General features: G+C 67.6%; 23 protein-coding genes and 1 tRNA gene. 20 read left to right on the forward strand and 4 right to left on the reverse strand.

What is annotated here, in order from left to right; translation table 11 throughout:
- Positions 1 to 58 precede the first annotated feature (58 nt).
- Positions 59 to 1,243, forward strand: a complete 1,185-nt coding sequence (locus C936_RS0105490) for an ATP phosphoribosyltransferase regulatory subunit (RefSeq protein WP_018138093.1) — start codon at positions 59 to 61, stop codon at positions 1,241 to 1,243.
- A 4-nt stretch (positions 1,244 to 1,247) separates the two neighbouring features.
- A complete protein-coding gene (locus C936_RS0105495; protein ID WP_018175445.1) occupies positions 1,248 to 2,543 on the forward strand; it encodes an adenylosuccinate synthase in 1,296 nt (431 codons plus the stop codon).
- A gap of 149 nt (positions 2,544 to 2,692) precedes the next feature.
- On the opposite strand, the gene C936_RS0105500 is transcribed toward C936_RS0105495, so the two are convergent.
- Positions 2,693 to 2,779 (reverse strand) — tRNA-Leu (locus C936_RS0105500).
- 238 nt (positions 2,780 to 3,017) lie between these two features.
- On the opposite strand from C936_RS0105500, the gene rnr reads away from it, so the two are divergent.
- The 17 genes from rnr (at position 3,018) to C936_RS0105585 (ending at position 19,516) form a co-directional block, all read left to right on the forward strand.
- A complete protein-coding gene (rnr, locus tag C936_RS0105505; protein WP_018175446.1) occupies positions 3,018 to 5,498 on the forward strand; it encodes a ribonuclease R in 2,481 nt (826 codons plus the stop codon).
- A 21-nt stretch (positions 5,499 to 5,519) separates the two neighbouring features.
- The gene (rlmB, locus tag C936_RS0105510; RefSeq protein WP_018175447.1) at positions 5,520 to 6,275 is read left to right on the forward strand and encodes a 23S rRNA (guanosine(2251)-2'-O)-methyltransferase RlmB; all 756 of its coding nucleotides are present in this window, start codon (positions 5,520 to 5,522) and stop codon (positions 6,273 to 6,275) included.
- Between the two features lie 27 nt (positions 6,276 to 6,302).
- Complete coding sequence (locus C936_RS0105515) at positions 6,303 to 6,617, forward strand: hypothetical protein (RefSeq protein WP_018175448.1); 315 nt, start codon at positions 6,303 to 6,305, stop codon at positions 6,615 to 6,617.
- A 64-nt stretch (positions 6,618 to 6,681) separates the two neighbouring features.
- Complete coding sequence (locus C936_RS0105520; RefSeq protein WP_018649284.1) at positions 6,682 to 7,308, forward strand: cytochrome c; 627 nt, start codon at positions 6,682 to 6,684, stop codon at positions 7,306 to 7,308.
- A complete protein-coding gene (locus C936_RS0105525; protein ID WP_018649285.1) occupies positions 7,292 to 7,747 on the forward strand; it encodes a cytochrome c in 456 nt (151 codons plus the stop codon). The genes C936_RS0105520 and C936_RS0105525 overlap by 17 nt, the downstream gene beginning before the upstream one ends.
- Positions 7,748 to 7,912: 165 nt before the next feature.
- Positions 7,913 to 8,317 (forward strand): 30S ribosomal protein S6, encoded by a 405-nt coding sequence (gene rpsF, locus C936_RS0105530; RefSeq protein WP_012983301.1) that lies wholly within the window; start codon positions 7,913 to 7,915, stop codon positions 8,315 to 8,317.
- Positions 8,318 to 8,359: 42 nt separating this feature from the next.
- A complete protein-coding gene (rpsR, locus tag C936_RS0105535) occupies positions 8,360 to 8,584 on the forward strand; it encodes a 30S ribosomal protein S18 (RefSeq protein ID WP_018138099.1) in 225 nt (74 codons plus the stop codon).
- A gap of 31 nt (positions 8,585 to 8,615) precedes the next feature.
- Positions 8,616 to 9,563, forward strand: coding sequence for a hypothetical protein (locus tag C936_RS0105540; RefSeq protein WP_018175450.1), 948 nt, complete (start codon positions 8,616 to 8,618; stop codon positions 9,561 to 9,563).
- A 68-nt stretch (positions 9,564 to 9,631) separates the two neighbouring features.
- On the forward strand, positions 9,632 to 10,081 hold the full coding sequence (rplI, locus tag C936_RS0105545; RefSeq protein WP_018138101.1) for a 50S ribosomal protein L9: 450 nt from the start codon (positions 9,632 to 9,634) through the stop codon (positions 10,079 to 10,081).
- 88 nt (positions 10,082 to 10,169) lie between these two features.
- Entirely contained in the window at positions 10,170 to 11,528 is a 1,359-nt protein-coding gene (dnaB, locus tag C936_RS0105550) for a replicative DNA helicase (protein ID WP_018138102.1), read from the forward strand.
- Positions 11,529 to 11,598: 70 nt separating this feature from the next.
- A complete protein-coding gene (gene alr, locus C936_RS0105555) occupies positions 11,599 to 12,708 on the forward strand; it encodes an alanine racemase (protein ID WP_018649286.1) in 1,110 nt (369 codons plus the stop codon).
- A gap of 34 nt (positions 12,709 to 12,742) precedes the next feature.
- A complete protein-coding gene (locus C936_RS0105560) occupies positions 12,743 to 13,933 on the forward strand; it encodes an O-succinylhomoserine sulfhydrylase (RefSeq protein WP_026182194.1) in 1,191 nt (396 codons plus the stop codon).
- A 27-nt stretch (positions 13,934 to 13,960) separates the two neighbouring features.
- A complete protein-coding gene (cls, locus tag C936_RS0105565) occupies positions 13,961 to 15,433 on the forward strand; it encodes a cardiolipin synthase (RefSeq protein ID WP_018649287.1) in 1,473 nt (490 codons plus the stop codon).
- A gap of 96 nt (positions 15,434 to 15,529) precedes the next feature.
- A complete protein-coding gene (locus tag C936_RS15095; RefSeq protein ID WP_026278817.1) occupies positions 15,530 to 15,898 on the forward strand; it encodes a hypothetical protein in 369 nt (122 codons plus the stop codon).
- A 108-nt stretch (positions 15,899 to 16,006) separates the two neighbouring features.
- A complete protein-coding gene (locus tag C936_RS15180) occupies positions 16,007 to 16,138 on the forward strand; it encodes a hypothetical protein (RefSeq protein ID WP_018138107.1) in 132 nt (43 codons plus the stop codon).
- Between the two features lie 11 nt (positions 16,139 to 16,149).
- On the forward strand, positions 16,150 to 18,654 hold the full coding sequence (locus C936_RS0105580) for a heavy metal translocating P-type ATPase (RefSeq protein WP_018649289.1): 2,505 nt from the start codon (positions 16,150 to 16,152) through the stop codon (positions 18,652 to 18,654).
- Positions 18,655 to 18,673: 19 nt separating this feature from the next.
- Positions 18,674 to 19,516 (forward strand): ferritin-like domain-containing protein, encoded by an 843-nt coding sequence (locus tag C936_RS0105585; protein ID WP_018649290.1) that lies wholly within the window; start codon positions 18,674 to 18,676, stop codon positions 19,514 to 19,516.
- 856 nt (positions 19,517 to 20,372) lie between these two features.
- Here the strand turns inward: C936_RS0105585 and C936_RS0105590 are convergent.
- Together C936_RS0105590 and C936_RS0105595 are read right to left on the reverse strand one after the other, a co-directional pair.
- Positions 20,373 to 21,128, reverse strand: a complete 756-nt coding sequence (locus tag C936_RS0105590) for a UDP-2,3-diacylglucosamine diphosphatase (RefSeq protein ID WP_018649291.1) — start codon at positions 21,126 to 21,128, stop codon at positions 20,373 to 20,375.
- Between the two features lie 8 nt (positions 21,129 to 21,136).
- On the reverse strand, positions 21,137 to 21,652 hold the full coding sequence (locus C936_RS0105595; protein ID WP_018137548.1) for a peptidylprolyl isomerase: 516 nt from the start codon (positions 21,650 to 21,652) through the stop codon (positions 21,137 to 21,139).
- Positions 21,653 to 22,147: 495 nt separating this feature from the next.
- Between C936_RS0105595 and gltX the strand changes: the two genes are divergently transcribed.
- Positions 22,148 to 23,575, forward strand: coding sequence for a glutamate--tRNA ligase (gltX, locus tag C936_RS0105600; RefSeq protein WP_018649292.1), 1,428 nt, complete (start codon positions 22,148 to 22,150; stop codon positions 23,573 to 23,575).
- Positions 23,576 to 23,583: 8 nt separating this feature from the next.
- Here gltX and xseA read toward each other — a convergent pair whose 3' ends face one another.
- A complete protein-coding gene (xseA, locus tag C936_RS0105605; RefSeq protein ID WP_018649293.1) occupies positions 23,584 to 24,999 on the reverse strand; it encodes an exodeoxyribonuclease VII large subunit in 1,416 nt (471 codons plus the stop codon).
- Positions 25,000 to 25,027: the final 28 nt, after the last annotated feature.

Below are 25,027 nucleotides of genomic sequence, written 5' to 3' on the forward strand. Positions count from 1 at the left end.
CCTTGAGTGCGAGCGTGGACATTGATCAGTGTTTCCCTAGGACAAGGGCAGGGACGAGATGACCGAGATCAACCGCTGGCTACTGCCGGATGGCCTCGACGAGGCGCTGCCGGACGCCGCGCGGCGCCTGGAAGGACTGCGCCGTCGGGTGCTGGACCAGTTCGATACCTGGGGCTATGACCTGGTAATGCCGCCGCTGGCGGAATACCTGGAGTCCTTGCTGGTGGGCGCGGGCCATGCGCTGGATTTGCAGACCTTCAAGCTAACCGACCAGATGAACGGTCGGCTGATGGGGGTGCGCGCGGACCTGACCCCACAGGTGGCACGCATCGACGCCCATCGCCTGAAGGTCGAAGGCCCCAACCGCCTCTGTTATGTCGGCAGTACGCTGCGTACGCGTGCGGACGAGTGGTCCGGATCGCGCAGTCCCCTGCAGGCCGGGGCCGAGTTGTTCGGCCATGATGGTCTGGATTCCGACCTTGAGATCATCCGCCTGATGCTCGCCACACTGGAGGTTTGCGGGGTCTATCAGCCCAGCATGGATCTGGGTCATGTCGGTATCTATCGCGCGCTGGCGCGCGAGGCCGGTCTGGACAACGCGCGCGAAGAGGCCTTCTTCGACCAGTTGCAGCGCAAAAGCGTCCCCGAGATCGAGGGGACCCTCGAGGCATGGGAGACGGAAGGCATGGATGCGGCTGTCTGCCGGCGGTTGCGCGCTCTGGTGGATCTCAATGGTGACGCCGGTGTCATTGCCGCGGCGCGTGAGGCCCTGGCCGGTGCGCCGGCCGAGGTCGAGGCGGCCCTGGATCACCTGCAGGCGGTGGCGGAACGTCTGGAGGCGACACAGCCGAACGTGGACCTCCACGTTGATCTCGGCGAGTTACGCGGCTATGCCTATCACACGGGCCTGGTGTTCGCGGTGTTCGTGCCAGGCTCCGGGCAGGCAATTGCACGCGGCGGGCGCTACAACGATATTGGTCGCGTCTTTGGCCGGGCGCGCGCCGCGACCGGCTTCAGCACCGATCTGCGCGAGTTGCTGCGCCGCGCCGAGGTGGCGCCGCCGGTGCCGCGTCGTACGGTGCGCGCGCCGGCCTCGGGTGACGTGGCCATGGAGGCCGCAATCGCCGACCTGCGTGCGCGCGGTAATCGCGTGGTGCGCGATCTGGAAGGGCAAACCAATGAACCCCCCGCCGATGCGCGCCTGGAGCTGCGCGACGGGGCCTGGACGGTAGTGGAGTACTGAGCCGATGAGACGTTTCGTAGTCGTACTGGGCAGTCAGTGGGGTGACGAGGGCAAGGGCAAGATCGTCGACCGCCTGACCGAGGACGCAGCCGCTGTTGTCCGTTTTCAGGGTGGGCACAATGCCGGGCATACCCTGGTGATTGATGGCGAGAAGACCGTGCTGCACCTGATCCCGTCGGGGATCCTGCGCGAAGGCGTGGAATGCATGATCGGCAACGGGGTGGTGCTTTCGCCCGAGGCGCTGATTACCGAGATGGAAGAGCTCGAGGCCAAGGGCGTGCCGGTTGCCGACCGCCTGCGGCTGTCGGACGCCTGCCAGTTGATCCTGCCCTACCACGTGGCGCTGGACCATGCGCGCGAGAAGGCGCGCGGCAAGGCTGCGATCGGGACCACCGGGCGCGGGATCGGCCCCGCCTACGAGGACAAGGTCGCGCGTCGTGGCCTGCGCCTGGACGACCTGTTCCACCGCGAGCGTCTGGCCGCCAAGCTGGGCGAGGTGATGGACTACCACAACTTCGCATTGAAGCATTATTTCAAGGCCCCCACGATCGACCAGCAGGAGGTGCTGGAACAGTGCCTGGCGCACGCCGAGCGCCTGCAGCCGATGGTCGCGGATGTCGCCGGGCGACTGCACGAGTTGCGGGCCCAGGGCCGGGACGTGATGTTCGAGGGGGCACAGGGCACCCTGCTGGACATCGACCACGGGACCTACCCGTTCGTCACCTCGTCCAATACCACCGCCGGGGGCGCCTCGACGGGCTCCGGTGTCGGTCCGCGCGATATCGACTACGTGCTGGGGATCACCAAGGCCTACACCACCCGTGTCGGGGCCGGCCCGTTTCCGACCGAGCTGTTCGATAACATGGGCGAGCACCTGGCCACCCGCGGCAACGAATTCGGTTCCACCACTGGGCGCGCACGGCGCTGTGGCTGGTTCGATGCGGTCGCGCTCAAGCGCGCGGTCGCGATTAACAGCATCAGCGGCCTGTGCATGACCAAGCTGGATGTGCTGGACGGGCTGGAGAGCGTGCAGATCTGTGTCGGCTATGACTGTGGCGGCAAACGCCACGAGGTACCGCCGTCCGGAGCCGAGGCCTATGCGGCCTGCAAGCCGATCTACGAGGAGATGCCGGGGTGGCAGGAATCCACCGTGGGGATTCGCGAATACGAAAAGCTGCCGGCCGCGGCGCGAGCCTATCTGGAGCGCCTGTCCGAGGTGGTGGGTGTCCCGATCGACATGATCTCCACCGGGCCGGATCGCGACGAGACGCTTGTGCTGCGCGACCCGTTCGATTGCTGATCCAGGCGCGTTTGGGATATCGCTTGGACGTGCGGTGCGGGCCAGGCCCGTGCCGTACGCGCGGACAGACATAGTTCCACCGCTACACGGAGATCCGTGCGGAGAACGGGGCGGGTATTTTCGTCTCGGGGGATCGGGAAGCAGAGAAATGGTGCCGAGGAGAGGACTTGAACCTCCACGAGCTTTCGCTCACTAGCACCTGAAGCTAGCGCGTCTACCAATTCCGCCACCTCGGCACGAGGTCGGATCGCCGGTTCGAGACCGGGTCCTGCGCTTCAGGAGCGCGCAATATAGTGCGCGGCCAAAAGCCTGTCAACGCCCGCAAGAATGTCCTGTGCCATGGGCGCGGACGTGAGGCTGGGTTCGCGCGTCCCTCGGCGCTTCCGGCAGCAAATCTTTACTTGCCGCATAATAGGGCGCTTGCGTTGCCAGCCTTCCGCTGGCGGCCACCGAGTCATCCAACGAGTTGTTTGAATGCCAAGAAAAAGAAGCAAGGCGCCGGCCGATCCCAATTTCGAGCGCGAGGCGCAGAAGTACGACAATCCCATCCCCAGCCGCGAGTTCATCCTCGGGCTCCTGCAGGAAGCCGACAACCCCCTGTCCTACGACGAGATCGCCGAGCGGCTGGAGATCGTCGACGACGACCGTCTCGAGGCCCTGCGCCGTCGCCTGAAGGCGATGGAGCGCGACGGGCAGGCCCTTTGCAACCGGCGCGGCGCCTATCTCCCGGTCAACCAGGAAGACCTGATTCGCGGTCGCGTGATCGGCCACCCGGACGGCTTCGGTTTTCTGGTGCCGGATGAACAGGACGACGATCTGTTTCTCTCGCCGCGCCAGATGCGCGGTGTGTTCCATGGTGACCGCGTGCTGGCGCGGGTCATGGGCGTGGATCGTCGCGGTCGCCGCGAGGGCGGCATCGTCGAGGTCCTCGAACACAACACGACCCAGGTGGTCGGGCGCCTGCGCATCGAGGACGGGGTGGGCATCCTGACCCCGGACAACAAGCGCATCACGCACGACATCCTGGTGCCGCCCGATGGTCTGGGCGAGGCCGAAGACGACCAGATCGTGGTCGTGCGTATCCGCGAGTCCGCGTCGCGCACGGCACGCCTGCGCGGGGACGTCATCGAGGTGCTGGGCGAACACATGGCGCCCGGCATGGAGATCGATATCGCGATCCGTGCGCACAGTCTGCCGCACGAGTGGCCAGAGGAGGTCGCTGCCGCAGCCGATGAGCTGGGGGCCGAGGTCAACGAGAAGGCCAAGAAGGGCCGCCTGGACCTGCGCGAGCAGCCATTTGTGACTATCGATGGCGACGATGCGCGGGACTTTGATGACGCGCTGTACTGCGAGCGCGACGGCAAGGGCTGGCGCCTGTGGGTGGCCATCGCGGACGTGTCGCACTACGTCGAGCGGGATGCGGCGCTGGACCGCGAGGCACGTACGCGCGGGACCTCGGTGTATTTCCCGAACAACGTGATCCCGATGCTGCCGGAGGTCCTGTCCAACGGGCTCTGCTCGCTGAACCCGAAGGTCGATCGCTTGAGCATGGTCTGCGAGATGGAGATCGGTGCTCGCGGTGCCCTGAAGAACTATCGCTTCCACGAGGGGCTGATCCGCTCGCATGCGCGCCTGATCTACGAGGACGTCGCCGCGATGCTCGATGGCGACGAGCAGCTGCGCGAGCAGAATGGGCATGTGATGCCCCACCTGGAGGTCCTGCACGAGGTCTTCAAGGCGCTGCACGCCGCGCGGAACCGCCGCGGGGCGATCGACTTCGATACCACCGAGACCAAGATCCTGTTCGGCGAGGATCGCAAGATCGAGCAGATCGTGCCGACCGAGCGCAACGACGCGCATCGCATGGTCGAGGAATGCATGATCATGGCCAACGTGGCGGCCGCGCGCTTTCTCAAGAAGCACAAGGTGCCGGCGCTCTACCGTATCCATGACCAGCCGCCGACGGACAAGGTCGACGACCTGCGTGACTTCCTCAATGGGGTGGGTCTGGCGCTCGGCGGGGGCAGCGAGCCGAGCCCCCGCGACTACACCGAGGTCCTGAAGGCGGCGAAGAAGCGTCCCGACCAGCAGCTGATCCAGACCGTGCTGCTGCGCTCGCTGAGCCAGGCGGTGTACGCGCCCGAACTGGACGGCCACTTCGGGCTGGCGCTGGATGACTACGCCCACTTCACCTCGCCGATCCGGCGCTACCCGGATCTGCTGGTGCATCGCGGGATTCGCCATGTGCTGCGCAAGGGCAGCAACAAGGCCTTCCCGTATTCGCACAACGACATGGAATCGCTCGGCGAGCACTGCTCCATGGCTGAACGCCGTGCGGATGATGCCACGCGCGACGCGGTCGCCTGGCTCAAGGCCGAATACATGCAGGACAAGGTCGGCGACACCTTTGACGGCGTCGTCTCCGGGGTGACCGGGTTCGGCCTGTTCGTCGAGATCAAGGACGTCTACATCGAGGGCCTGGTGCACGTGACCGCCCTCGATAACGACTTCTATCACTTCGAGCCGTCGCGCCACACGTTGACCGGCGAACGCGGCGGTCGCGTATTCCGTATTGGCGATGAGTTGCGCGTGCAGGTCGTGCGCGTCAGCCTGGACGATCGCAAGATCGATCTGGCTCTGGCCGAAGAGTCCAAAGTCGAGGCCGCGCCAAAGAAGAAGGGCGGCCGTGGTCGCAATCGCAAGGACGCCGAGGCCGTGCAGCCGGCACCGGAGGCCGCGCCCGAGCAGGCTCAGGACGACGGCCCGCCGAAGAAGAAGCGCCGCCGCCGCGGTGGGCGCGGTCGTGGCAAGTCGTCAGAGTCCGCCGCTGATGCCCCGTCCGAGGCCCCGGCTGCCGACGCTTCAGAGACGCCGTCGGGCACCGATGGCGAGCCCGGTGGCAAGTCCGGTCGGCGTCGTCGTGGTCGGCGCCGCCGCTCGTCCAGCGCCTCCTAAGTCCTAGGAGGGATACGGGCGATGGGCAAGGGCGGCAAGGGGTCTCGCGGCGAGTCCTTCGGCGGGATCCATGCGGTTGCCGCCGTGCTGCAGCATGCCCCGGAGCGCGCGCGTTTGCTGCAGCTGGCGAGCGGCACCCTGGAGCCGGCGCTGGCGCATTTGCTGGAGCAGGCCCAGGCGCGCGGGATCTCGGTCGAGCGGGTGGGGCGCGACAAGCTCGACCAGCACCATCCCGGCTTCCAGCATCAGGGTGTGATCGTGCATTGCGCCCCGCGCCCGGTAGTGGACGAAAAGACCCTGGTCCAGCGGGTACAGGATGGGTTGGACCTCGTGCTGGTGCTGGACGGGGTCACCGATCCACACAACCTGGGCGCCTGCCTGCGTACGGCGGATGCGGCCGGTGCCGGTGCCATCGTGACGCCCCGACACCACAGCGCGGCGCTCACGCCGGCGGCGATCAAGGTCGCCTCGGGCGCGGCGGAAACCGTGCCGGTCGTCGCGGTTGGCAACCTCGCGCGGACCCTGGCGGCATTGAAGGATGCCGGCATGTGGACCGTGGGTCTGGACGGTGCCGCGCGCGAGGACCTCTATGCAGTGGATCTGCGCCCCCCGACCGCGATCGTGATGGGGGCCGAGGGCGAGGGCATGCGGCGCCTGACCCGCGAGGCCTGCGATCATCTCGCCAGGATCCCGATGGGCGGCACGGTGGAGAGCCTGAACGTCTCGGTGGCGACCGGGGTCTCGCTGTTCGAGGTCCGCCGCCAGCGCCAATCCTGACGCCGGCGGGCCTGATACACTCGGTACATGCGCGTGCATCCTCGACTGTTCCTCTGGCTGTTGCTGCTGTTGCCCCTGCTGGTGATGGCGCAAACCGTTCATGCGGCCGACATGGCGACCATGCACACCGATCCCGTGGAGATGGACGCCTCCATGCACTGCGATGGCGCGCACTGCGATCATCACGCCGAGCAGGAGTGTTCCAGCCACGGTGGCTGTTGCATGGCCCCCTTGGCGACCGTTGTCTCGCCTACGACGAAGCTGACCCGGGTGCCCGCCGAGCCCCTGGTCCAGCCGACCCGGTTGTCCGCCGAGCCCCCGAGCCCTCCACCGAGATCCTGATTCCCCTGTCCTGGATGCGGCCTGGCCGCGTCCGTTTCAATGATTGCGACAGCGAGGAATCCAGATGTCCATTGCAACCGTTTTTCCGGTCAGCACCCTGCTGGCCATGAGCCTGACCCTGGCGACGCCGCTTGCGGCGAGCGAGGGCCACGACCACCACCACGGGGAGCCGACGCATGATCACCATGACCATTCCGGCCAGGGTGACCACCACGGCCATGACCACCACGCGCACGATGACCCCATGCATGACCACGATGCGCACGAGCATCGCTGGGAGGCACCTTCCGATGCGGCGGAGCGGGATAACCCCCACGCGGCGGACGAGGCATCCATTCGCATGGGGCGGGAGGCCTACAAGGCCCAGTGCCTGGCCTGCCACGGGGAGGCCGGTGCCGGTGACGGCGCGCAGGCGCGTGCGCTGGAGTCGCGTCCGGCCGATCTACGGGAACACGCCGGGGGACACACCGCAGGCGAATACCACTGGGTGATTCGCGAGGGCTCGGGCGAGATGCCCGCCTTTGCCGGTGTGCTTGACGACGACGAGATCTGGCACGTGGTCAATTACATCCGCTACGAGCTGGCCGATGCCGGCGACGACCCCTCGGATGGCCACGATGACCATCATGTGCCTGACGGGCACGATGACCACGATCACCACAACGGGGGCCATCATGGGCATGCGCATTAAGTCGGTCGGGACACCGGTGGTCGCGCTGGCCCTTGTCGGTCTGCTCGCCGGGTGTGGCGAAGAGGCCCCGGAGGCGGCGAAGGAGCGCGCACCGTATCCCATCCAGGGGCTGGCCAACATTGAGCTGTACGGCGATCCACAGGTGGGTCGGGAGCGCTTTGCGCAGAGCTGTGCGGAGTGTCATGGCGCCGATGCCCGCGGTACCGAGCAGGGGCCGGCGCTGATCCACCGGATCTACGAGCCGTCGCATCACGCCGACATCACCTTCTTTATCGCGGTCGAGCGTGGGGTGGTCGCACATCACTGGGAATACGGCGACATGCCGCCGGTGCCCGGTCTGGATCATCAGGCTGTGGCGGATATCGTCGCCTGGGTGCGGCACGAGCAGCGCGACGACGGGATCATCCCGGACGACGAGTGGCCGGTGGATGAGGACTGACGTCGTCACCCGGCCCGGCGCGACGGCGTTGCCGAGGGGCGTCGGGCTTGTTGCCGGGGCCCAGTTCGTTTAAGGTATCGCGCCTTTCCGTCTGCCGGTTATCCGGCGGTCGGAATCCTTGCCTCACCGCTGCGTCGGGAGGCTGATACCCGCAAGGAGTCGAAAATGCGTCATTACGAAGTTGTGTTCCTGGTCCACCCGGACCAGAGCGAGCAGGTCCCGGCGATGATCGAGCGCTACAAGGGCCTGGTCGAAGGTCACGAGGGCAAGATCCACCGTCTGGAAGACTGGGGCCGTCGTCAGCTGGCCTACCCGATCCAGAAGCTGGTCAAGGCCCACTACGTGCTGATGAACATCGAGGCCTCGGAAGAGGCGCTGGAAGAACTGGTCAGTGCCTTCCGGTTCAACGATGCCGTGCTGCGCCACCTGGCCATGCGCATGGAAGAGGCCGTCACCGAAACCTCCCCGCTGGCCAAGGGCCAGGAAGAGGAAGGTGCCAAGGGCCGTCGCCGCGAGCGTGACGACGAAGGTGGCCAGGCCGCCTCTGACGACTCGGCCTCCGCCGAGTAAGTCCCGCCCGTCCGTTGACCGAATTTTTGAAGGAGATCTGACATGGCCCGTTTTCCGCGTCGTCGCAAGTACTGCAAGTTCACCGCCGAAGGCATCGAGTACATCGATTACAAGGACCTGAACCTGCTGAAAGGTTTTGTAACCGAGACCGGCAAGATTGTGCCCAGCCGCGTGACCGGCACCAGCGCGAAGTATCAGCGCCAGCTGGCCACGGCCGTGAAGCGCGCGCGCTACCTCGCGCTGCTGCCGTACAGCGACAACCACTGATCCGCGCTCCGGTTCGCCCGGACGCACGGCCATGCGTGTACTGGCCGAATTCGTGATGAAAAGCCGGGGCCGCGCCGTGGGCGCGGTCTCCGGCTTTGGCGTTGCGGGGCTCTTCCTGCCGCCGATCGCGATCGTCAGCAGTGCCCTGATCGCACTGGTCGGCCTGCGTGTCGGTCTGGGGCAGGCCCTGCTCGTCGCCGCGTTGTCGGCGCTGGTGCTCGGAGCTGCGATGTTCGTGCTGATCCCGGAGGCCCCGCCGATGGCGGGTGTGGCCGCGGGGTTTGTGCAGTGGGCACCCGTGGTCCTGCTGGCCGAGGTCCTGCGCCGTACGGTGTCCTGGCGCATGACGCTGAAGGCCGGCGCGATGGTCGCCGGGCTTGGCGTACTGGCAGTACATGCCCTGGTACCGGATCTGCAGACGGCCTGGTCCGAGGCGGGCATGGCCCTGCTGGGACCGCTGGTCGAGGGTACGGATACCGGGGCGCAGGAGCTGGAGGCCGCGCTGCGCCGTGCGGCGCCCTACCTGACGGGGCTTTTTGCCGGGATCGTGCTGCTGAGTCTGACGCTGAGTCTGCTGATCGGCCGCTATTGGCAGGCGCTTCTGTATAACCCGGGGGCGTTTGGCGAGGAGTTCCGCGCGCTGCAGTTCGGTCGCGCCATGAGCGGCGTGACCGTCGCGCTGGGGCTGGTCGGGCATCTCGGCCCGGTGCCGCTGGCCACCGAGCTGGCGTTCATCCTTGGGGTGCTGTTCTTCCTCCAGGGCATTGCACTGGTGCATGCACTGACGCATCACCAGGGCATGAGCAGCTTCTGGCTGGTGGGCATGTACGTGCTGATGGCGCTGGCCCTGCCGCAGATGTTCCTGCTGCTGGCGACGATCGGGGTGATCGATGCCTGGGCGGACATCCGCTCGCGTCTTGGCGCGCTGGGCGGGCGAAAGGGTCCGGGTGACGGACCGGACGGTGACAACAATTCGTGAGACCGGTCGGCGACCGGTGTAGAATGCCTCGTTTTTGGGGCTGACCCAACGTTACAGGAATACCGAAGATGGAAGTCATTCTGCTGGAAAAGATCGATAACCTGGGTGGTCTGGGTGACCGCGTGACCGTGCGCTCCGGCTTCGCCCGCAACTACCTGCTGCCGCAGGGCAAGGCCAAGTTCGCCACCGCGGAGAACATCGCCGAGTTCGAGGCCCGCCGTGCCGAGCTGGAAAAGGCCGCCGCCGAAGCGCTGGCCGCCGCCGAGGCGCGCAAGGCACAGCTGGAAGGCACCGTGCTGGAAATCACCGCCAAGTCCGGTGGCGAAGGCAAGCTGTTCGGCTCCATCGGGCCCGCCGATATCGCCGATGCGCTGACTGCCAAGGGCACCGAGGTGGAGAAGAAGGAAGTGCGCATGCCGGAAGGACCGCTGCGTACTACGGGTGAGTTCGAGGTCGGACTGCATCTGCATACGGACGTGGATGTCGACATTCACGTCGTGGTCATCGGCGAGGAGTGATCCTCCGCATGTCGGGAGAGTGGCCGCAGGTCGCTGACGCCCGGCAGGCTGGCCGGTTCACACGGTGCCCTCGGGCATGAACCGGCCAATGACGCCGAATCCGCGCATCCCGCCGCACTCCGAGGAGGCCGAACAGTCGGTCCTCGGGGGGTTGATGCTGGATAACGCCGCCTGGGATCGGGTGGCGGACCGCATTACCGATGAAGACTTCTATCGCCACGACCACCGCCTGATCTTTCGGGCGGTGGCCGCGCTGGCCGAACGCAATGCCCCGTTCGACATGGTGACCGTGTCGGAGCAGCTCGAGCGCAGCTCCGAGCTGGAAGACGCGGGCGGGATGGCCTACCTGGGCCGTCTGGCGGCCGAAACCCCTAGTGCCGCGAACATCGTGGCCTACGCGGATATCGTTCGCGAGCGCTCCATCCTGCGTTCCCTGATCTCGGTGGGCACCGAGATCGCCGACTCGGCCTTTGTGCCCGAGGGTCGGGAATCCAAGGAACTGCTGGATCAGGCCGAGCAGAAGGTGTTCCGCATCGCCGAGCAGGGTGCGCGCGGGGCTCGGGGTTTCCGCGGCATGAAGCCACTGCTGACCGCCGCGGTCGAGCAGATCGAGTACCTCTACGAGACGCAGAACCCGATCACCGGCGTGGCGACGGGGTATCAGGACCTGGATGCCCTGACGTCGGGGCTGAACCCCGGCGATCTGGTGATCGTCGCCGGCCGGCCCTCGATGGGCAAGACCTCGTTTGCCATGAACATCGCCGAGTATGTGGCGATGAAGAATGCCGAACCGGTCGCGATCTTCTCCATGGAGATGCCCGGCGAGCAGCTGGCGATGCGTCTGCTGTCGTCCATGGGCCGGATCAACCAGCAGAAGCTGCGCTCCGGGCGCCTGGAGGACGGCGACTGGCCGCGACTGACCAGTGCCGTGCAGATGCTCTCCGAGGCCCCGCTGTTTATCGACGACACCCCGGCGCTGTCACCCACCGAACTGCGCGCCCGTACCCGCCGGCTGATGCGCGAGCACAAGGGGCTCAAGCTGATTGTGGTCGACTACCTGCAGCTGATGCAGTCGCCCGGCAGCAGCGAGAATCGCGCCAACGAAATCTCGGACATCTCGCGATCACTGAAGGCCCTGGCGAAGGAGCTGAGCGTGCCGATGATCGCGCTGTCGCAGCTCAACCGCTCGCTGGAACAGCGCCCGAACAAGCGCCCGGTCATGTCCGACCTGCGCGAGTCCGGGGCCATCGAGCAGGACGCCGACATTATTGCCTTCGTCTACCGCGACGAGGTCTATAACGAGGAGTCCCCGGACAAGGGCACGGCCGAGATCATTATCGCCAAGCAGCGTAATGGCCCCATCGGTACCGTGCGCCTGACCTTCCGCGGGCAGTTCACTCGCTTCGAGAACTACGCCCCCGACGTCTACGGCGGGATGGAGCAGTAGGGGGACACCCAGCCATGTACACACTTGCGTTGGCGCCCAATGCTTCTCGATCCCTGGCCCGAGGCGGCGCGTGAGGCGCGCGGCCAGCATCCAGCTCCACCCCGAGGCCCTGCGGCACAACCTGGCCGTGGCGCGAGGCCTCGCACCCGGTGTCCCCATGTGGTCGGTGATAAAGGCGGAAGGCTACGGCCACGGACTGCTGTGGGCGGCCGAGGCACTCGCCAGCGAAAGCGACGGGCTGGCCGTCTCCCAGGTCGGTGAGGCGCGGGCACTGCGCGATGCCGGCTTCGACGGCGCGTTGCTGGTGCTGCAGGGTCCGCGCGATCCCTCCGAGGTGCATGCCTGCACCGAATTCCATCTGCAGCCCGTGCTGCACGACGCGGCACAACTCGACCATCTCGAGACCGCCCGAGTCACGCTTCCCATCGTCTGGATCAAACTGAATACCGGGATGAACCGGCTGGGTTTCGTGCCGGCGGAGGCGGCCTCGGTCGCCAGGCGACTGCAGGTTACCGGCCACGGGCAGGGCGGGTTGCACTGGATGACCCACATGGCCTGTGCCGACGAGCCGGAGCATCCACAAAATGCCCGCCAGCTGGACCGTTTCGCGACGACGGTGGCGGAATTTTCGGGACGCCGCAGCGTGGCCAATTCGGCGGCCCTGTTTGCCGGCTGGGGTCTGGGCGGGACGTCCGATGCCCCCGGTGAATACTGGGGCCGGCCCGGTATCATGCTCTACGGCGCGCATCCGGCCTCGGTACCCACCGAGCACCTCCCGGAGGGTCCGGACAGCGACCTGCGCCCGGCGATGACCGTGCAGGCCCCGATCATTGCCACCCAGCCGCTCGAATCCGGCAGTACCGTCGGTTATGGGGCGACCTGGGCTGCCGATGTGCCGGGCCGGGCCGGGATCGTCGCGATGGGGTATGCCGACGGATACCCGCGCCATGCCCCGTCGGGCACACCAGTGCTGGTGAAGGGGGCGCTTTGCCCGCTGATCGGGCGCGTGTCCATGGACATGCTGGCGGTGGATCTCTCCGGGGTGCCCGATGCGCAGGTCGGGGACCCGGTGACCCTGTGGGGCGAAGGCCTTCCCGTGGAACGCGTGGCGCGTGCGGCGGGGACGATCAGCTACGAGCTGCTGACGCGTGTGGCCGACCGGCTGCAGCCGGCGCGCTGATACACTGTGGCATTCCGCATTCAAGGATGCCGCGATGACCGACTTCGACCCCGCTGATTACGACCCGCAGACTGTAGCCATCCGGCACGGCTACCGGCGTACGCCCGAGGGCGAGCACTCCGAGGCGATCTTCCCGACCTCCAGCTTCGTGTTCGGTTCGGCCGCGGAGGCCGCCGCGCGCTTCGGCGGGGAGTCGCCCGGCAATATCTACTCGCGCTTCACCAACCCGACCGTGCGCACCTTCCAGGACCGTCTGGCGGCGCTGGAGGGGGGCGAGGCCTGTGTGGCCACCGCCTCCGGCATGTCCGCGATCCTCGCGACCATGATGGGTCTGTTGAAGGCCGGCGATCATGTGGTCTGCTCGCGTTCGGTGTTCGGCACGACGACCGTGTTGTTCAACAATTACCTCGGGCGTTTCGGCGTCGAGGTGACCTACGTCGAGCTGTCGAACCTCGAGGCCTGGGAGGCCGCCACGCAGCCCAATACCCGGCTGTATTTCTGCGAGACGCCGTCCAACCCGCTGGGCGAGGTGGTGGACATTGCCGCGCTGGCGGAGATCGCGCATCGGCACGACGCGCTGCTCGCGGTGGACAACTGCTTCTGCACGCCGATCCTGCAGCGTCCGCTGGATCTGGGCGCCGACATCATCATCCACTCGGCGACCAAGTTCCTCGACGGCCAGGGGCGCTGCCTGGGCGGCGCGGTAGTCGGCGATGCCGAGCGCGTCGGCAAGGACGTCTACGGCTTCCTGCGCACGGCCGGGCCGACCCTGTCGCCGTTCAACGCCTGGGTGTTCCTGAAGGGGCTGGAGACCCTGGCCCTGCGCATGCGCGCCCACAGCGACAACGCCCTGGCCCTGGCGCAGTGGCTGCAGGCCCACCCGAAGATCACCGCCGTGCATTACCCGGGGCTCGAATCCCACCCGCAGCATGCGATCGCCAAGCGCCAGCAAAGCGGCTTCGGCGGCGTGCTGAGCTTCGAGGTCGCCGACGGGCGCGAGGCCGCCTGGTCGGTGATCGACGCAACGAAATTCCTGTCGATCACCGCGAACCTGGGCGATGCCAAGACCACCATCACCCACCCGGCCACCACTACCCACGGTCGTGTGGACCCGGACAAGCGGGAGGCCCAGGGCATTACCGAGGCTCTGGTGCGGGTCGCCGTGGGGCTGGAGGCGGTCGCCGACATCCAGCGCGACCTGGCCCGCGGGCTCGACGCGCTCTGACGCGGCTCCCGGGTCGACCGCACGGATATGTCCAGACCCGAGTCCGGTGATGCCCATCCGAAGCCGCGCCGGCGTCCGCGCTGGCGCGTGCTGCTGACGGTTGTAATTGGCTTTCACCTGCTGGGGTTCCTGTCGTCGCTGGATGCGCTGATGTCCACCCGCACGCCGCAGGGCGCGGTGGCCTGGATCGTGTCGCTCAACACCGTTCCCTATGTGGCTGTGCCGGCCTACTGGGTATTCGGCGCCAGCGAGTTTCGCGGCTATGTGGTCGCGCGCCGTGACGAGGACTCCGCTCTGGCGCGGGCCTTGCAGCCGAAGACCGAGGAGCTGTGGTCACACCAGTACATCGCGCAAGAGCCGAGCAAGCACCTGGACGGGGTGCAGCAACTCGCCCGCTGGCCGTTCCTCCACGGCAACGAGGTCGAGCTCCTGGTGGATGGCAAGGCGACCTTCGACAGTATCTTCGAGGGGATCGAGCAGGCCGAGCGCTACCTGCTGGTGCAGTTCTATATCGTGCGCGACGACGCGATCGGGCGCGAACTCCAGCGGCGGCTGGTGGAGCGGGCGCAGGACGGGGTCGAGGTCTATTTTCTCTACGACGAGATCGGCAGCTACCGCCTGCCCGGCAGCTATCTGGACACCCTTCGCGACGCGGGGGTGCATGTGCAGCACTTTCACTCGACCCGCGGGCGCGGCAATCGCTTCCAGCTGAACTTCCGCAATCACCGCAAGATCGTGGTGGCCGATGGCGAACAGGGCTGGGTCGGCGGACTGAACGTGGGGGACGAGTACCTCGGGCGGGACCCGAAGATCGGCCCCTGGCGCGACACCCACCTGCGCATCGAGGGGCCGTCCGCCCTGGCCCTGCAGTCGGTGTTCCTGGAGGACTGGCACTGGGCCACCGAAGAGATCCCGGAGCTGGACTGGCAGCCGGCGACCATGGCGGACGATGGCGTCCCGGTGCTGATCCTGCCCTCAGGACCGGCCGACGAGTTCGAGACCGCCAGCCTGATGATGCAGCAGGCGATCCATTCGGCCGAGCGGCGCATCTGGATCGCCAGCCCGTACTTCGTGCCCGACGAGGGCGTGCAGGGCATGCTCAAGCTGGCGGCACTCAGTGGCGTCGACGTGCGCGTGCTGATCCCCGAGGTCACCGACAACCCGCTGACCACGCATGCGGCCTACGCCTTCCTGGGCCCGCTACTGGATGCCGGCGTGCGCGTCTACCGCTATCAGGAGGGCTTCCTGCACGGCAAGGCCTTCGTGGTGGACGACATGGGTGCGGCGGTGGGGACCGTGAACCTGGACAACCGCTCGTTTCGGCTGAACTTCGAGGTCACCGCGCTGGTGCTGGATCCGGGATTTGCCCGCGAGACGGCGCGCATGTTCGAGGCCGACTTCGCCCGCTCGCGCGAGATGACCCGGCAGGACGTGGACGACCTGCCGCTGTGGCGCCGCGTGGCCGCGCGGGCCGCCTATCTGCTGGCGCCTGTGCTGTAGCGCTCTGGGCGATGAACGGGCGGCTTGATCTGTGTCACGCCGAACGCCGGACCGGCTGCTAGACTTGCAGGCAGAATACCTTTTCGAGACCAGCCCGTGTCACGAGCCTCGCGCCATCTAATGAATCTACTGATCGTCGCCGCCCTGTTGCTGGCGCCGATCGCCGGTGCGGGGATGATGCACGGTGGCGCCGCGGGCGGCATGACCGCGGCGGACCGCTGCCTGGATCATGGAGCGGGATCACCTGCAGACCCCATGTCATCGGACCTTTCGCCGGACCTTGTGATCCAGGCTGCGCCTTCGGCCTGCGAGATGCCCTGTGCGGTCTGTGGCGCCTGCGGGGTCTCGGGTTTGCCTTCACCCGCCGGCACGCCGGTCACGGCGGCCGCGCCCGTTTTCGCCCCCCTTCCCGTCGCCATGGGCCCCGGTATCCCTGCGGCACCGGATCTTCGCCCACCCCTCTGAGTCCTCCCTGGCCGGGGTTCCGCCCGGCCCCGGGTGATCGTGGATCGCCCACTCGGTGCGCGGTGTCGCGCATTGCGGTTGTCACTAGTTCCCTGGGAGGACTACACCATGATGCATGAACAAGGTTTTGGCTGGATGACGGGCCTCGGCTTCGGCCATGGCTGGATTGGTCTACTGATTCTGGCGCTGCTGATCCTCGGGATCGCGGCCCTGATCAAGTATCTGTTCAGTAATCGCTGAGGAGTCGCGCGATGACGACGGAAACGAAGCCAGCGGACGCCCGCGAGGCGGTGGTGATCGTCCCCGGCATGGGGTCGGACCACTGCGCGGGGATTGTCCGCGCGGCGCTGGAGAAGACCCCGGGTGTAGCCTCGGTGGGGACCAATATCGCCCGCCACCGGGTGACCGTGGGATACGACCCCGAGCAGGTGGACCCGCAGGGGTTGCGGGCCGCCGTGGAGGGGGCCGGCTACGACGTTGCCCAGGTCGAGGGCGCGGCGGGCGGTGTCGGTGCGGTGCGCCTGGTGGTGCCCGGCATGGGGTCGGATCACTGTGCGGGGATCGTGCGCGGTGCGATCGAGAAGCTGGACGGCATCCAGGCGGTGCGCACCAACATCGGCGATCACCGTGTGACCGTAGAGCCCGGTCCCGGCGGCCCCGATGCCAAGGCCCTGCGCGCCGCGGTCGAGGGGGCCGGCTATGACGTGGCGGCGGTGGAGACCGAGGAGGCCGGCAGCGAGGCGGACGACGCCGAGATTGACGCCGCCTATCTGAAGCAGGCCTGGCGCCGGCTGTGGATCGCGATGATCCCGACCATCGCGATCATGGTGCTGATGATGCCGCACATGTTCTGGCAGGAGATCCCCGGCTATCTGCTGATCATTGCCGTGTTGGCCTTCCCGGTGGTGTTCATGGCGGGCGGTGCGGCCACCCACCGTTCGTCCTGGCGCGCGCTGAAAAGCGGCAGCCTGAACATGGACGTGCTGATCTCCATGGGCTCGCTGCCACCCTACCTGCTGGGGCTGATCGGCTTCTTCTATCCGATGACCTCGTTCATCGAGATGGCCGCGACCATCATGGCCTTCCACATGCTCGGGCGGTATCTGGAGTACCGCGCCAAGGGCGAGGCCTCCTCCGCGATCCGCAAGCTGCTGGATCTGGGCGCGAAGACCGCCCGGGTCGAACGCGATGGCGAAGAGGTCGAGGTGCCGGTGAAATCGCTGCAGGTGGGCGAGCTGATGATCGTGCGCCCGGGCGAGAAGATCCCCACCGATGGCGAAGTGGTCGCCGGCGAGAGCACGGTGGACGAATCCATCGCCACCGGTGAGTCGGTGCCGGTGGACAAGGGCGAGGGCGATAGCGTGCTCGGCGCGACCCTGAACCAGCAGGGGCGGCTGAAGGTGCGTGCGACCCGCGTGGGGGCCGACACCTTCCTGTCGCAGGTGATCCGCCTGGTGAACGAGGCCCAGGGCTCGCGGGTGCCGGTGCAGGAGCTGGCGGACCGCATCACCGCGCGCTTCGTGCCGGCGGTGTTGATCATCGCGCTGGCGGCGTTCGCGGCCTGGCTGGCGTTCTCCGGGGCGCTGCAGCCGATCCTGATCTGGGGCGAGGGCTTCCTGCCCTGGGTCGACGCGGAGCGCCCGCCGATGGTGCTGGCGCTGCTGGCGGCGATCGCCGTGCTGGTCATCGCCTGCCCCTGCGCGCTGGGGCTGGCCACGCCCACGGCGCTGATGGTCGGCTCCGGCATGGGGGCCGAGCGCGGCGTGCTGATCCGCTCGGGCTCCGCGATCCAGACGCTGAAGGACATCCGCGTGATCGTGCTCGACAAGACCGGGACCATCACCCGCGGGCAGCCGGCGCTGACCGACGTGATCGCGGCCGAGGGCTTCGATGACGCTCGCGTGCTCGGTGCGGCCGCGGCCGTGGAGGCCGGCTCCGCGCACCCGCTGGCCGAGGCCATCGTGCAGGGTGCGCGCGACCGGGAGCTGGCGATCGCCGAGGTCGAACAGTTCCAGTCGCACACCGCGCGCGGGGTGGAGGCTCACCTTTACGGGGAACGCGTCCTGGTCGGCAGCCAGCGGCTGCTGGAGGAGCAGGGCCTGGATCCGTCCGGCCTGCTGGAATCGCTGCGGCGGCTCGAGGATGCCGGCAAGACCGCGATGCTGGTGGCCATTGGCGAGCGACCGGCCGGCATTGTCGCGGTCGCCGACACCCTCAAGGAGGCGTCGCAGAGCGCCATTGAGCAGCTGCATAGCCTCGGCATACGCTGCGTGATGGTCACCGGCGACAACGAGCACACCGCGAAGGCCGTGGCCGCGCAGGTGGGGATCGACGAGGTTCGTGCCGGCGTGCTGCCGGAGGGCAAGGTCGAGGCAGTCCGCGAGTTGCAGGCGCAGTACGGCGACCACGTGGCCATGGTGGGGGACGGCATCAACGACGCCCCGGCCCTGCAGCAGGCCAACGTCGGCATCGCGATTGGGGCCGGCGCGGATGTGGCCATCGAGGCCGCTGACGTGACTTTGGTGCGTGGCGAGTTGACCAAGGTGGTCGAGGCCGTGCAGCTCTCGCGCCTGACCTTCCGCAAGATCGTGCAGAACCTGTTCTGGGCCTGGGGCTACAACTCCGCCGCAATCCCGATCGCCGCGGCCGGCCTGCTGCACCCCATGATCGGCGTGATCGCGATGACCGCCAGCTCGCTCTCGGTGATCGGCAACTCCATCCTGCTGCGCCGCAGCATGCCGACCGACGAGCGCTGAACGGGTATCCTTGGCCGCCATGAGTCAGCCGATCACCCATCCCGCGAGCCCGGATCTCTACCAAGCGGCCGAAATGGCGCTGCGCGAGTGCGATCCCGAGACCAAGTGCGAGCGCGTGCTGGCGCTGATGCAGGCCTGGTGGTCCGATGAGCTGGAGGCGGTCGCCAGCTCCGGGCCGGAACGGTTGGAGGTGCCCGGGCGTCCGGAACGGCCGGTGCTGGTGTACCCGAAGGACCTGCCGCGACGCGGGTTGCACACGACGGCCGGGCGGGTGGCGCTGGTGCATGCGGTCGCGCATATCGAGTTCAACGCGATCAACCTGGCGCTGGATGCCGTCTATCGCTTTCGCGACATGCCGGCACCCTTTGTCAGCGACTGGCTGCAGGTGGCGGCCGAGGAGGCGCGTCATTTCCGGCTGTTGCGCGCGCGGCTCCACGAGCTGGGGGCGGACTACGGCGAGCTGCCGGCCCACAACGGACTGTGGGAGGCCGCACTCGCGACCGACCACGACGTGATGATCCGCATGGCCCTGGTGCCGCGCGTGCTGGAGGCGCGCGGGCTGGACGTGACCCCCGGCATGATCGAGCGCCTGACGGCGGCGGGCGATCACGCGACCGTCGCGCTTCTGGAGATCATCCAGCGCGAGGAGGTCGCCCACGTGGCGATCGGCTCGCGCTGGTTTCGCGAGCTGGCGCACGTACGCGGGCTTGATCCCGAGCCGCTCTTCCTCGAGCTGTTGGCCGAGTACATGCCGGGCCGCGTACGCCCGCCCTTTGCCCACGAGGCGCGCCGCGCCGCCGGCTTCACCGACTCCGAGATGGTGCAACTGGAGGCCCAGGCCATCGGCGAACCATCGCCCTAGACTCCAGTGGATCGGCTCTGTTCCGTTTTGTGGCTGGCCATGGTTCGGCATCTGGTGTTTACGTGCCTTCGTCCAGTCGCCTGCCATGCGCTCACTCGCGAGCGCGCCGCGAGTTACTTCTTTGCTCGTGCAAAGAAGTAACCAAGAAACACGCCCGGGATTCGCCCAGGAACCTTGCTCCGGCCGCGCCAGGCCGGCGGCGCTGAAACTCGCTACGCTCAGACAGTCAGCGCCTTCTCCCGGCCTGTCACGCCCTCCATAAGGGGCTCATATCGGGAGTGAAGGTCAAAACAGGCGGTGTTCCAGCATCTGTCCTAAGTCCCGAGTTGTAGGGTGCGTTGAGCGCAGCGAAACGAACCGCTCCGACGTCGGGGTTAATCCTGATGCGATTCGCTGCGCTCATCCGCATCCTACGATGGGTCTGGCGCCCGCTTGCGGGCGCGGCACGCCAAGGCCGAAGGCCGAGGTTGCCCCGACGTCGGAACGGTGCGTTTCGCTGTGCTCAACCGCACCCTACGGCGTTGGAGTTGGCTGCAGGCGCGGGGATAACTTCTGTTTTGACCTTCATCCCCCCGTATGAAGCCCCTTGCGGAAGGGTTCTCGGGACGGAAGAGAGGCGCTGACTGTCTGAGCGAAGCCAAAGGCGTAGCGAGTTTCAGCGCCGCCGGCCCGAGGGCCCTGGAGCAAGGTTCCCGGGCGGAATCCGGGTGCCCTTCTTTGGGTGCTTTCTTGGGCAAGCAAGAAAGTACCTCGGGGTGCGTTGCCGAGACAGCGCAGGCAGGCGGCCGGACTAAGGCACGGAAACACCAGATGCCGAACCAGGCCCAGCCAAGAATGGCCGAGGCGTGACAGCGGTTCAGGCGTGCAGCAGGCGCGCCGGGTAGGGCGAGCCGTCCAGCTTGCGCAGGACGGGGCCGGTCGCCGCGACTTCCAGGTAGCCCGGGTGCTCGTCCCAGGCCGGGAGGACGCAGCGCTGGCGCGGCTGGCCGTCGACCCTCAGGTCGTGGATCGCGGGGCGGTGGGTGTGGCCATGGATCATCAGCGGGACATCGGCGTCGCGGAAGGTATCCGCTACGGCGTTCGCATTCACGTCCATGATGGCGTCGGCCTTCATCCGGCTGTTGTCACGACTGGTGGCGCGCATGGACTCGGCCTGCCGGATGCGTTCCTCCAGCGGCTGGGCCAGGAAGGCCCGCTGCCATTCGCCGCCGCGCACCTCTTGGCGAAAGGCCATGTGCTCGGTGTCGTCGGTGCACAGGGAATCGCCATGCAGTAGCACGGCGGGTCCGCAGGGCAGGGCCGCGTGCAGCGGCTCGGGCGCCAGCTGCATCCCGGCGCGGGCGGCATAGTCCGGGCCCACGAGAAAATCCCGGTTGCCATGGATGAAGGCGACCGGGATCTCGAGTGTCTGCAGGGCCTCGGCGAGCTGTTCAGCGGCCGGGAATCCGGCGTCATCGCCGACCCAGTATTCGAACAGGTCGCCGAGGATGTACAGCGCCGAGGCGCTGCGCGCCGGTCCCTTCAGGAAGGCGAGTGTGGCCTCCAGCAGGGGGCCGGGCTCGCGATCCAGGTGCAGGTCGGAAATGACCAGGGCCGGCGCGCTGGAAGCCACGGGGTGGCTCAGTCCTCGACGCGCTTCACGCTTTCCATCACGACCGGCTCCTGCGGCACATCCTGGTGCATGCCGGAACGGCCGGTGGGTACGGACTCGATCTGGCGCACGACGTCCATGCCCTCGGTCACCTTGCCGAAGACCGCATAACCCCAGCCCTGCGCATTCGGGGCCGTGTGGTTGAGGAAGTCGTTGTCGTTCACGTTGATGAAGAACTGCGCGGTGGCCGAGTGCGGATCCTGGGTGCGGGCCATGGAGATCGCACCCACCTCGTTCTTAAGGCCGTTGTCCGCCTCGTTGCGGATCGGCTCGCCGGCGGACTTCTGGCTCATGTTCTTGTCGAAGCCGCCGCCCTGGACCATGAAGCCCGGGATCACGCGGTGAAAGATCGTGCCGTCGTAGAAGCCGTCATCCACGTAGGACATGAAGTTGGCGACCGTCTCCGGGGCGGCCTCGGCATTGAGTTCCAGCACGATGCGGCCATGGTTGGTTTCGATCGCGACCTGCGGATTGGTATCGGCCATGGGGGCTCCTGAAAGCAGTAGGGCAAGAAGGGCGGTGGCCAGCACAATGCCGAGCCGGAAACGGGATCGCTGCACGGGACTGGCCCTCCGGATGAGTGTCGGGCGGCCATGGTACCCGGCAGGCGGGGTGCCTGCCAGCAACGCTACTAGGGAGACGCTGATTGAATCGCACGTCCGCGTTGGTGCCCCCTGTTTTCCGAGACAAGGCGCGTCGTGCAGCGGGTAGTGGTTCTACCCGTAAGCGGCGCAACGCAGGATCGGGGAACAGGGGGCACCAACCCCACAAGCCATCGAAATCAGGGGCTCGGCCGCCCGTTGTTGATCAAAAACGGGCGCGCGCGCAGCGTTGCGGTTCCCTTGTGCAGAATGACTGCACGGCAGTCACCGCGCCTTGTTCGCACGCAAAAGCGACTCGAGCGCGGACGCGCGATTCAATCAGCGTCTCCCTAGGGCCACGGCAGGCCCGGCTGGTGGCCCGCGGGGTGCTCCGCTACCATGCGCGCGATGACGACACCGCCGACCAAGACCCGTTTCGCGCCCAGTCCCACCGGGCTTCTCCACCTCGGCAACGTGCGCACCGCGTTGTTCAGCGCGCTGTTTGCCCGCTCGCGCGGCGGGCATTTTCTGCTGCGGATCGAGGACACCGACGCCGAGCGCTCGCGCCCGGAGTTCGTGGTCGCGCTAATGCGCGACCTGCGCTGGCTGAAGCTGGACTGGGACGAGGGCGTTGACGCCGGTGGCGATGCCGGACCGTATGCCCAGTCCGAGCGCGGCGGGATCTTCGATGGCTATTACCAGCAGTTGATTGATGCCGGTCAGGCCTACCCCTGCTTCTGCTCGCCCGCCGAGCTGGAGCGGGGACGCAAGCGCATGCGCGCCCAGGGCAAGCCGCCGCGCTATCCGGGGACCTGCTCCCACCTGAGCGCGGAGGAGGCCGAGCGGCGCGCGGCCGAAGGGCAGAAGCCGACCCTGCGCTTTCGTGTGCCGCTGGGCCGCACGGTCCGTTTCGAGGACGGGGTGCGCGGACCAGTGAGCTTTCGCACCGACGAGATCGGCGATTTCGTGATCCGCCGCTCCGACGGCACGCCCGCCTTCTTCTTCTCCAATGCGATCGACGACGCCCTGATGGGCGTGACCGATGTGGTGCGCGGCGAGGACCATATCGCCAACACCCCACGCCAGATGCTGTTGCTGGAGGCGCTGGGGCTGGCGGCGCCGGCCTACCATCACCTGCCGCTGGTGATGGGGCACGACGGTGCGCCGTTGTCCAAGCGCAATGGGTCGGCCAGTGTCGAGGAGTTGCGCACTACGGGTTACCTGCCGCTCGCGATCCTTAATCACCTGGCACGCCTCGGGCATCGCTACGAGTCGGACGAGTTACTGAGTGCGCAGGAACTCGCGGCCGGGTTCAGCCCGGAGCGCATTGGTCACAGCGCTGCGCGCCACGATGCGCAGCAGTTGGAACACTGGCAGACCGAGGCCCTGCGCCAGCTGTCCGATGCCGATCTGCTGGCCTATCTCGAGGACTTCGATGTGTTCGGGCAGCTGTCAGAGGACCAGCGCCCGGCACTGGCGGGGCTGTTGCGTGACAACATCACCCGCGCCGAGGACGCCCGTATCTGGGTGGAGGCCTTCGCCGCCGATCCGGCCCCACTGAGCGAGGCGGCCGCCGCCGAGCTGCAGCAGGCGGGTGCGGATTTCTACCGCGCCGCCCTCGATGCCCTGGACGAGGCCGAGGATTTCCCGGCCCTGGCAAAGGCTGTCGGCGCGGCGACGGGTGCGAAGGGGCGCAAGCTGTTCATGCCGCTGCGCGCAGCGCTGTCGGGCCAGACGCATGGGCCCGAGCTGCCGCGCATCTTCGAGTATCTAGGGCGTGAACGGGTGCGTGCGCGCCTGCAGGCCGCGCTTGAGCAGGCGGGCTGAAGCGCCCTTCAGTCTCCCTCGGGCGATTTCGTCGCCGTCACGTTCAGCTCGAGTGCGCCGCGCGCCAGGCGGGCCTGCAGCGGCGCGCCGATCTCGGTTCTTGCGGCGTCGCGCAGGACCTGTCCTTCTTTCGTTTGCAGGATCGCATAGCCGCGTTCCAGGACCGCCTGGGGGCCGAGGGCGCTCAGCTGGCGCCGGGTGGCCTGCAGCCGCTGCTGGCGGATCGTCAGGGCCTGACGCATCTGGTATTCGAGATCCCGGTGCAGGCGTGCCAGGCGCTCGCGGTGTGTGCGGATGTCGTGTGCCGGGGCGGCGCGCGCGAGACGCTGGTGCAGATGGTCGAGGCGCATCCGCGCGGAGGCGATGCGGTTGCCGGGGGAGGCCCCGGCCAGGCGCAGGCGTAGATGCTGCAGGCGCTGGCCGGCCTGCTCGTGCCGGCGCTGCCAGGCGCGTTGCAGGCGCTCGTGCTGGTCGTCCAGGCGCTGCGCGTTGCGTTCCATCAGCTGGCGCGGGTGGCGCCGTTCGAGTCGGGTCCACAGGGCGTTCAGCGTCTGCCGGTGCTGGGCAACGCGCTGGCCTGCAAGTGTAGTCATCCGGTCGCGCGCCCGTTCGATCCGGTGGCGCAGGGTGGCGCCATCCGGGCTGACTGCCTCGGCCGCCGCGGTCGGGGTGGAGGCGCGCAGGTCGGCGACGAAGTCCGCAATGGTGGTATCGGTCTCGTGCCCGACACCCGTCACGACCGGGATTGGCGACGCGGCGATGGCGCGGGCCACGCTTTCCTCGTTGAACGCCTGCAGATCCTCCAGCGAACCGCCGCCGCGCGCCAGGATCATCACGTCCACGATGCCCTCGCGGGCGGCCTGCTCCAGGGCCGCGACGATCTGGCTGGCGGCCTGCGCGCCCTGTACCGCGGTGGGGTAGAGGGTAAAGGGCAACAGCAGAGGGAAACGCCGCGCCAGGGTGCGTTCGATATCGTGCCGCACATCGCCCTGGGTGGAGGTGATCACGCCGAGGCGATGGGTCCAGGTGGGGAGGGGCTTCTTCCGCTCGAGGTCGAACAGGCCCTCGGCGGCGAGCTTTTCCTTCAGGCGCTGGAAGGCTGCCAGGAGCTGGCCCTCGCCGGCCGGCTGCAGCTGCTCGACGATGATCTGGAACTGGCCGCGTGCCGCGTAGATCCCGGCACGGCCCTGGATCTGCACCGCGTCGCCATCGGCGAAGCGGGCAGCGTTGCGGGCATTGCCGCGAAAGAGCACACAGCTGACCGAGCTGTTCGCGTCTTTGAGCGAGAAGTACTGGTGGCCGGAGGCGTACTGGCGCAGGTTGGAGACCTCTCCCTCCACGCGTACCCGGCCCAGGCCGTCGCGCAGCAGGCCGTCGGCACACTGGTTGAGTTCGGTGACGGTCAGTACGGGGGCGTCGCTCATGGTTCGGGATTCACGGACGTGGTGTTCG

It is taken from the genome of Thioalkalivibrio sp. ALJ4 (assembly GCF_000377225.1).
Classification (GTDB): Bacteria; Pseudomonadota; Gammaproteobacteria; order Ectothiorhodospirales; family Ectothiorhodospiraceae; genus Thioalkalivibrio.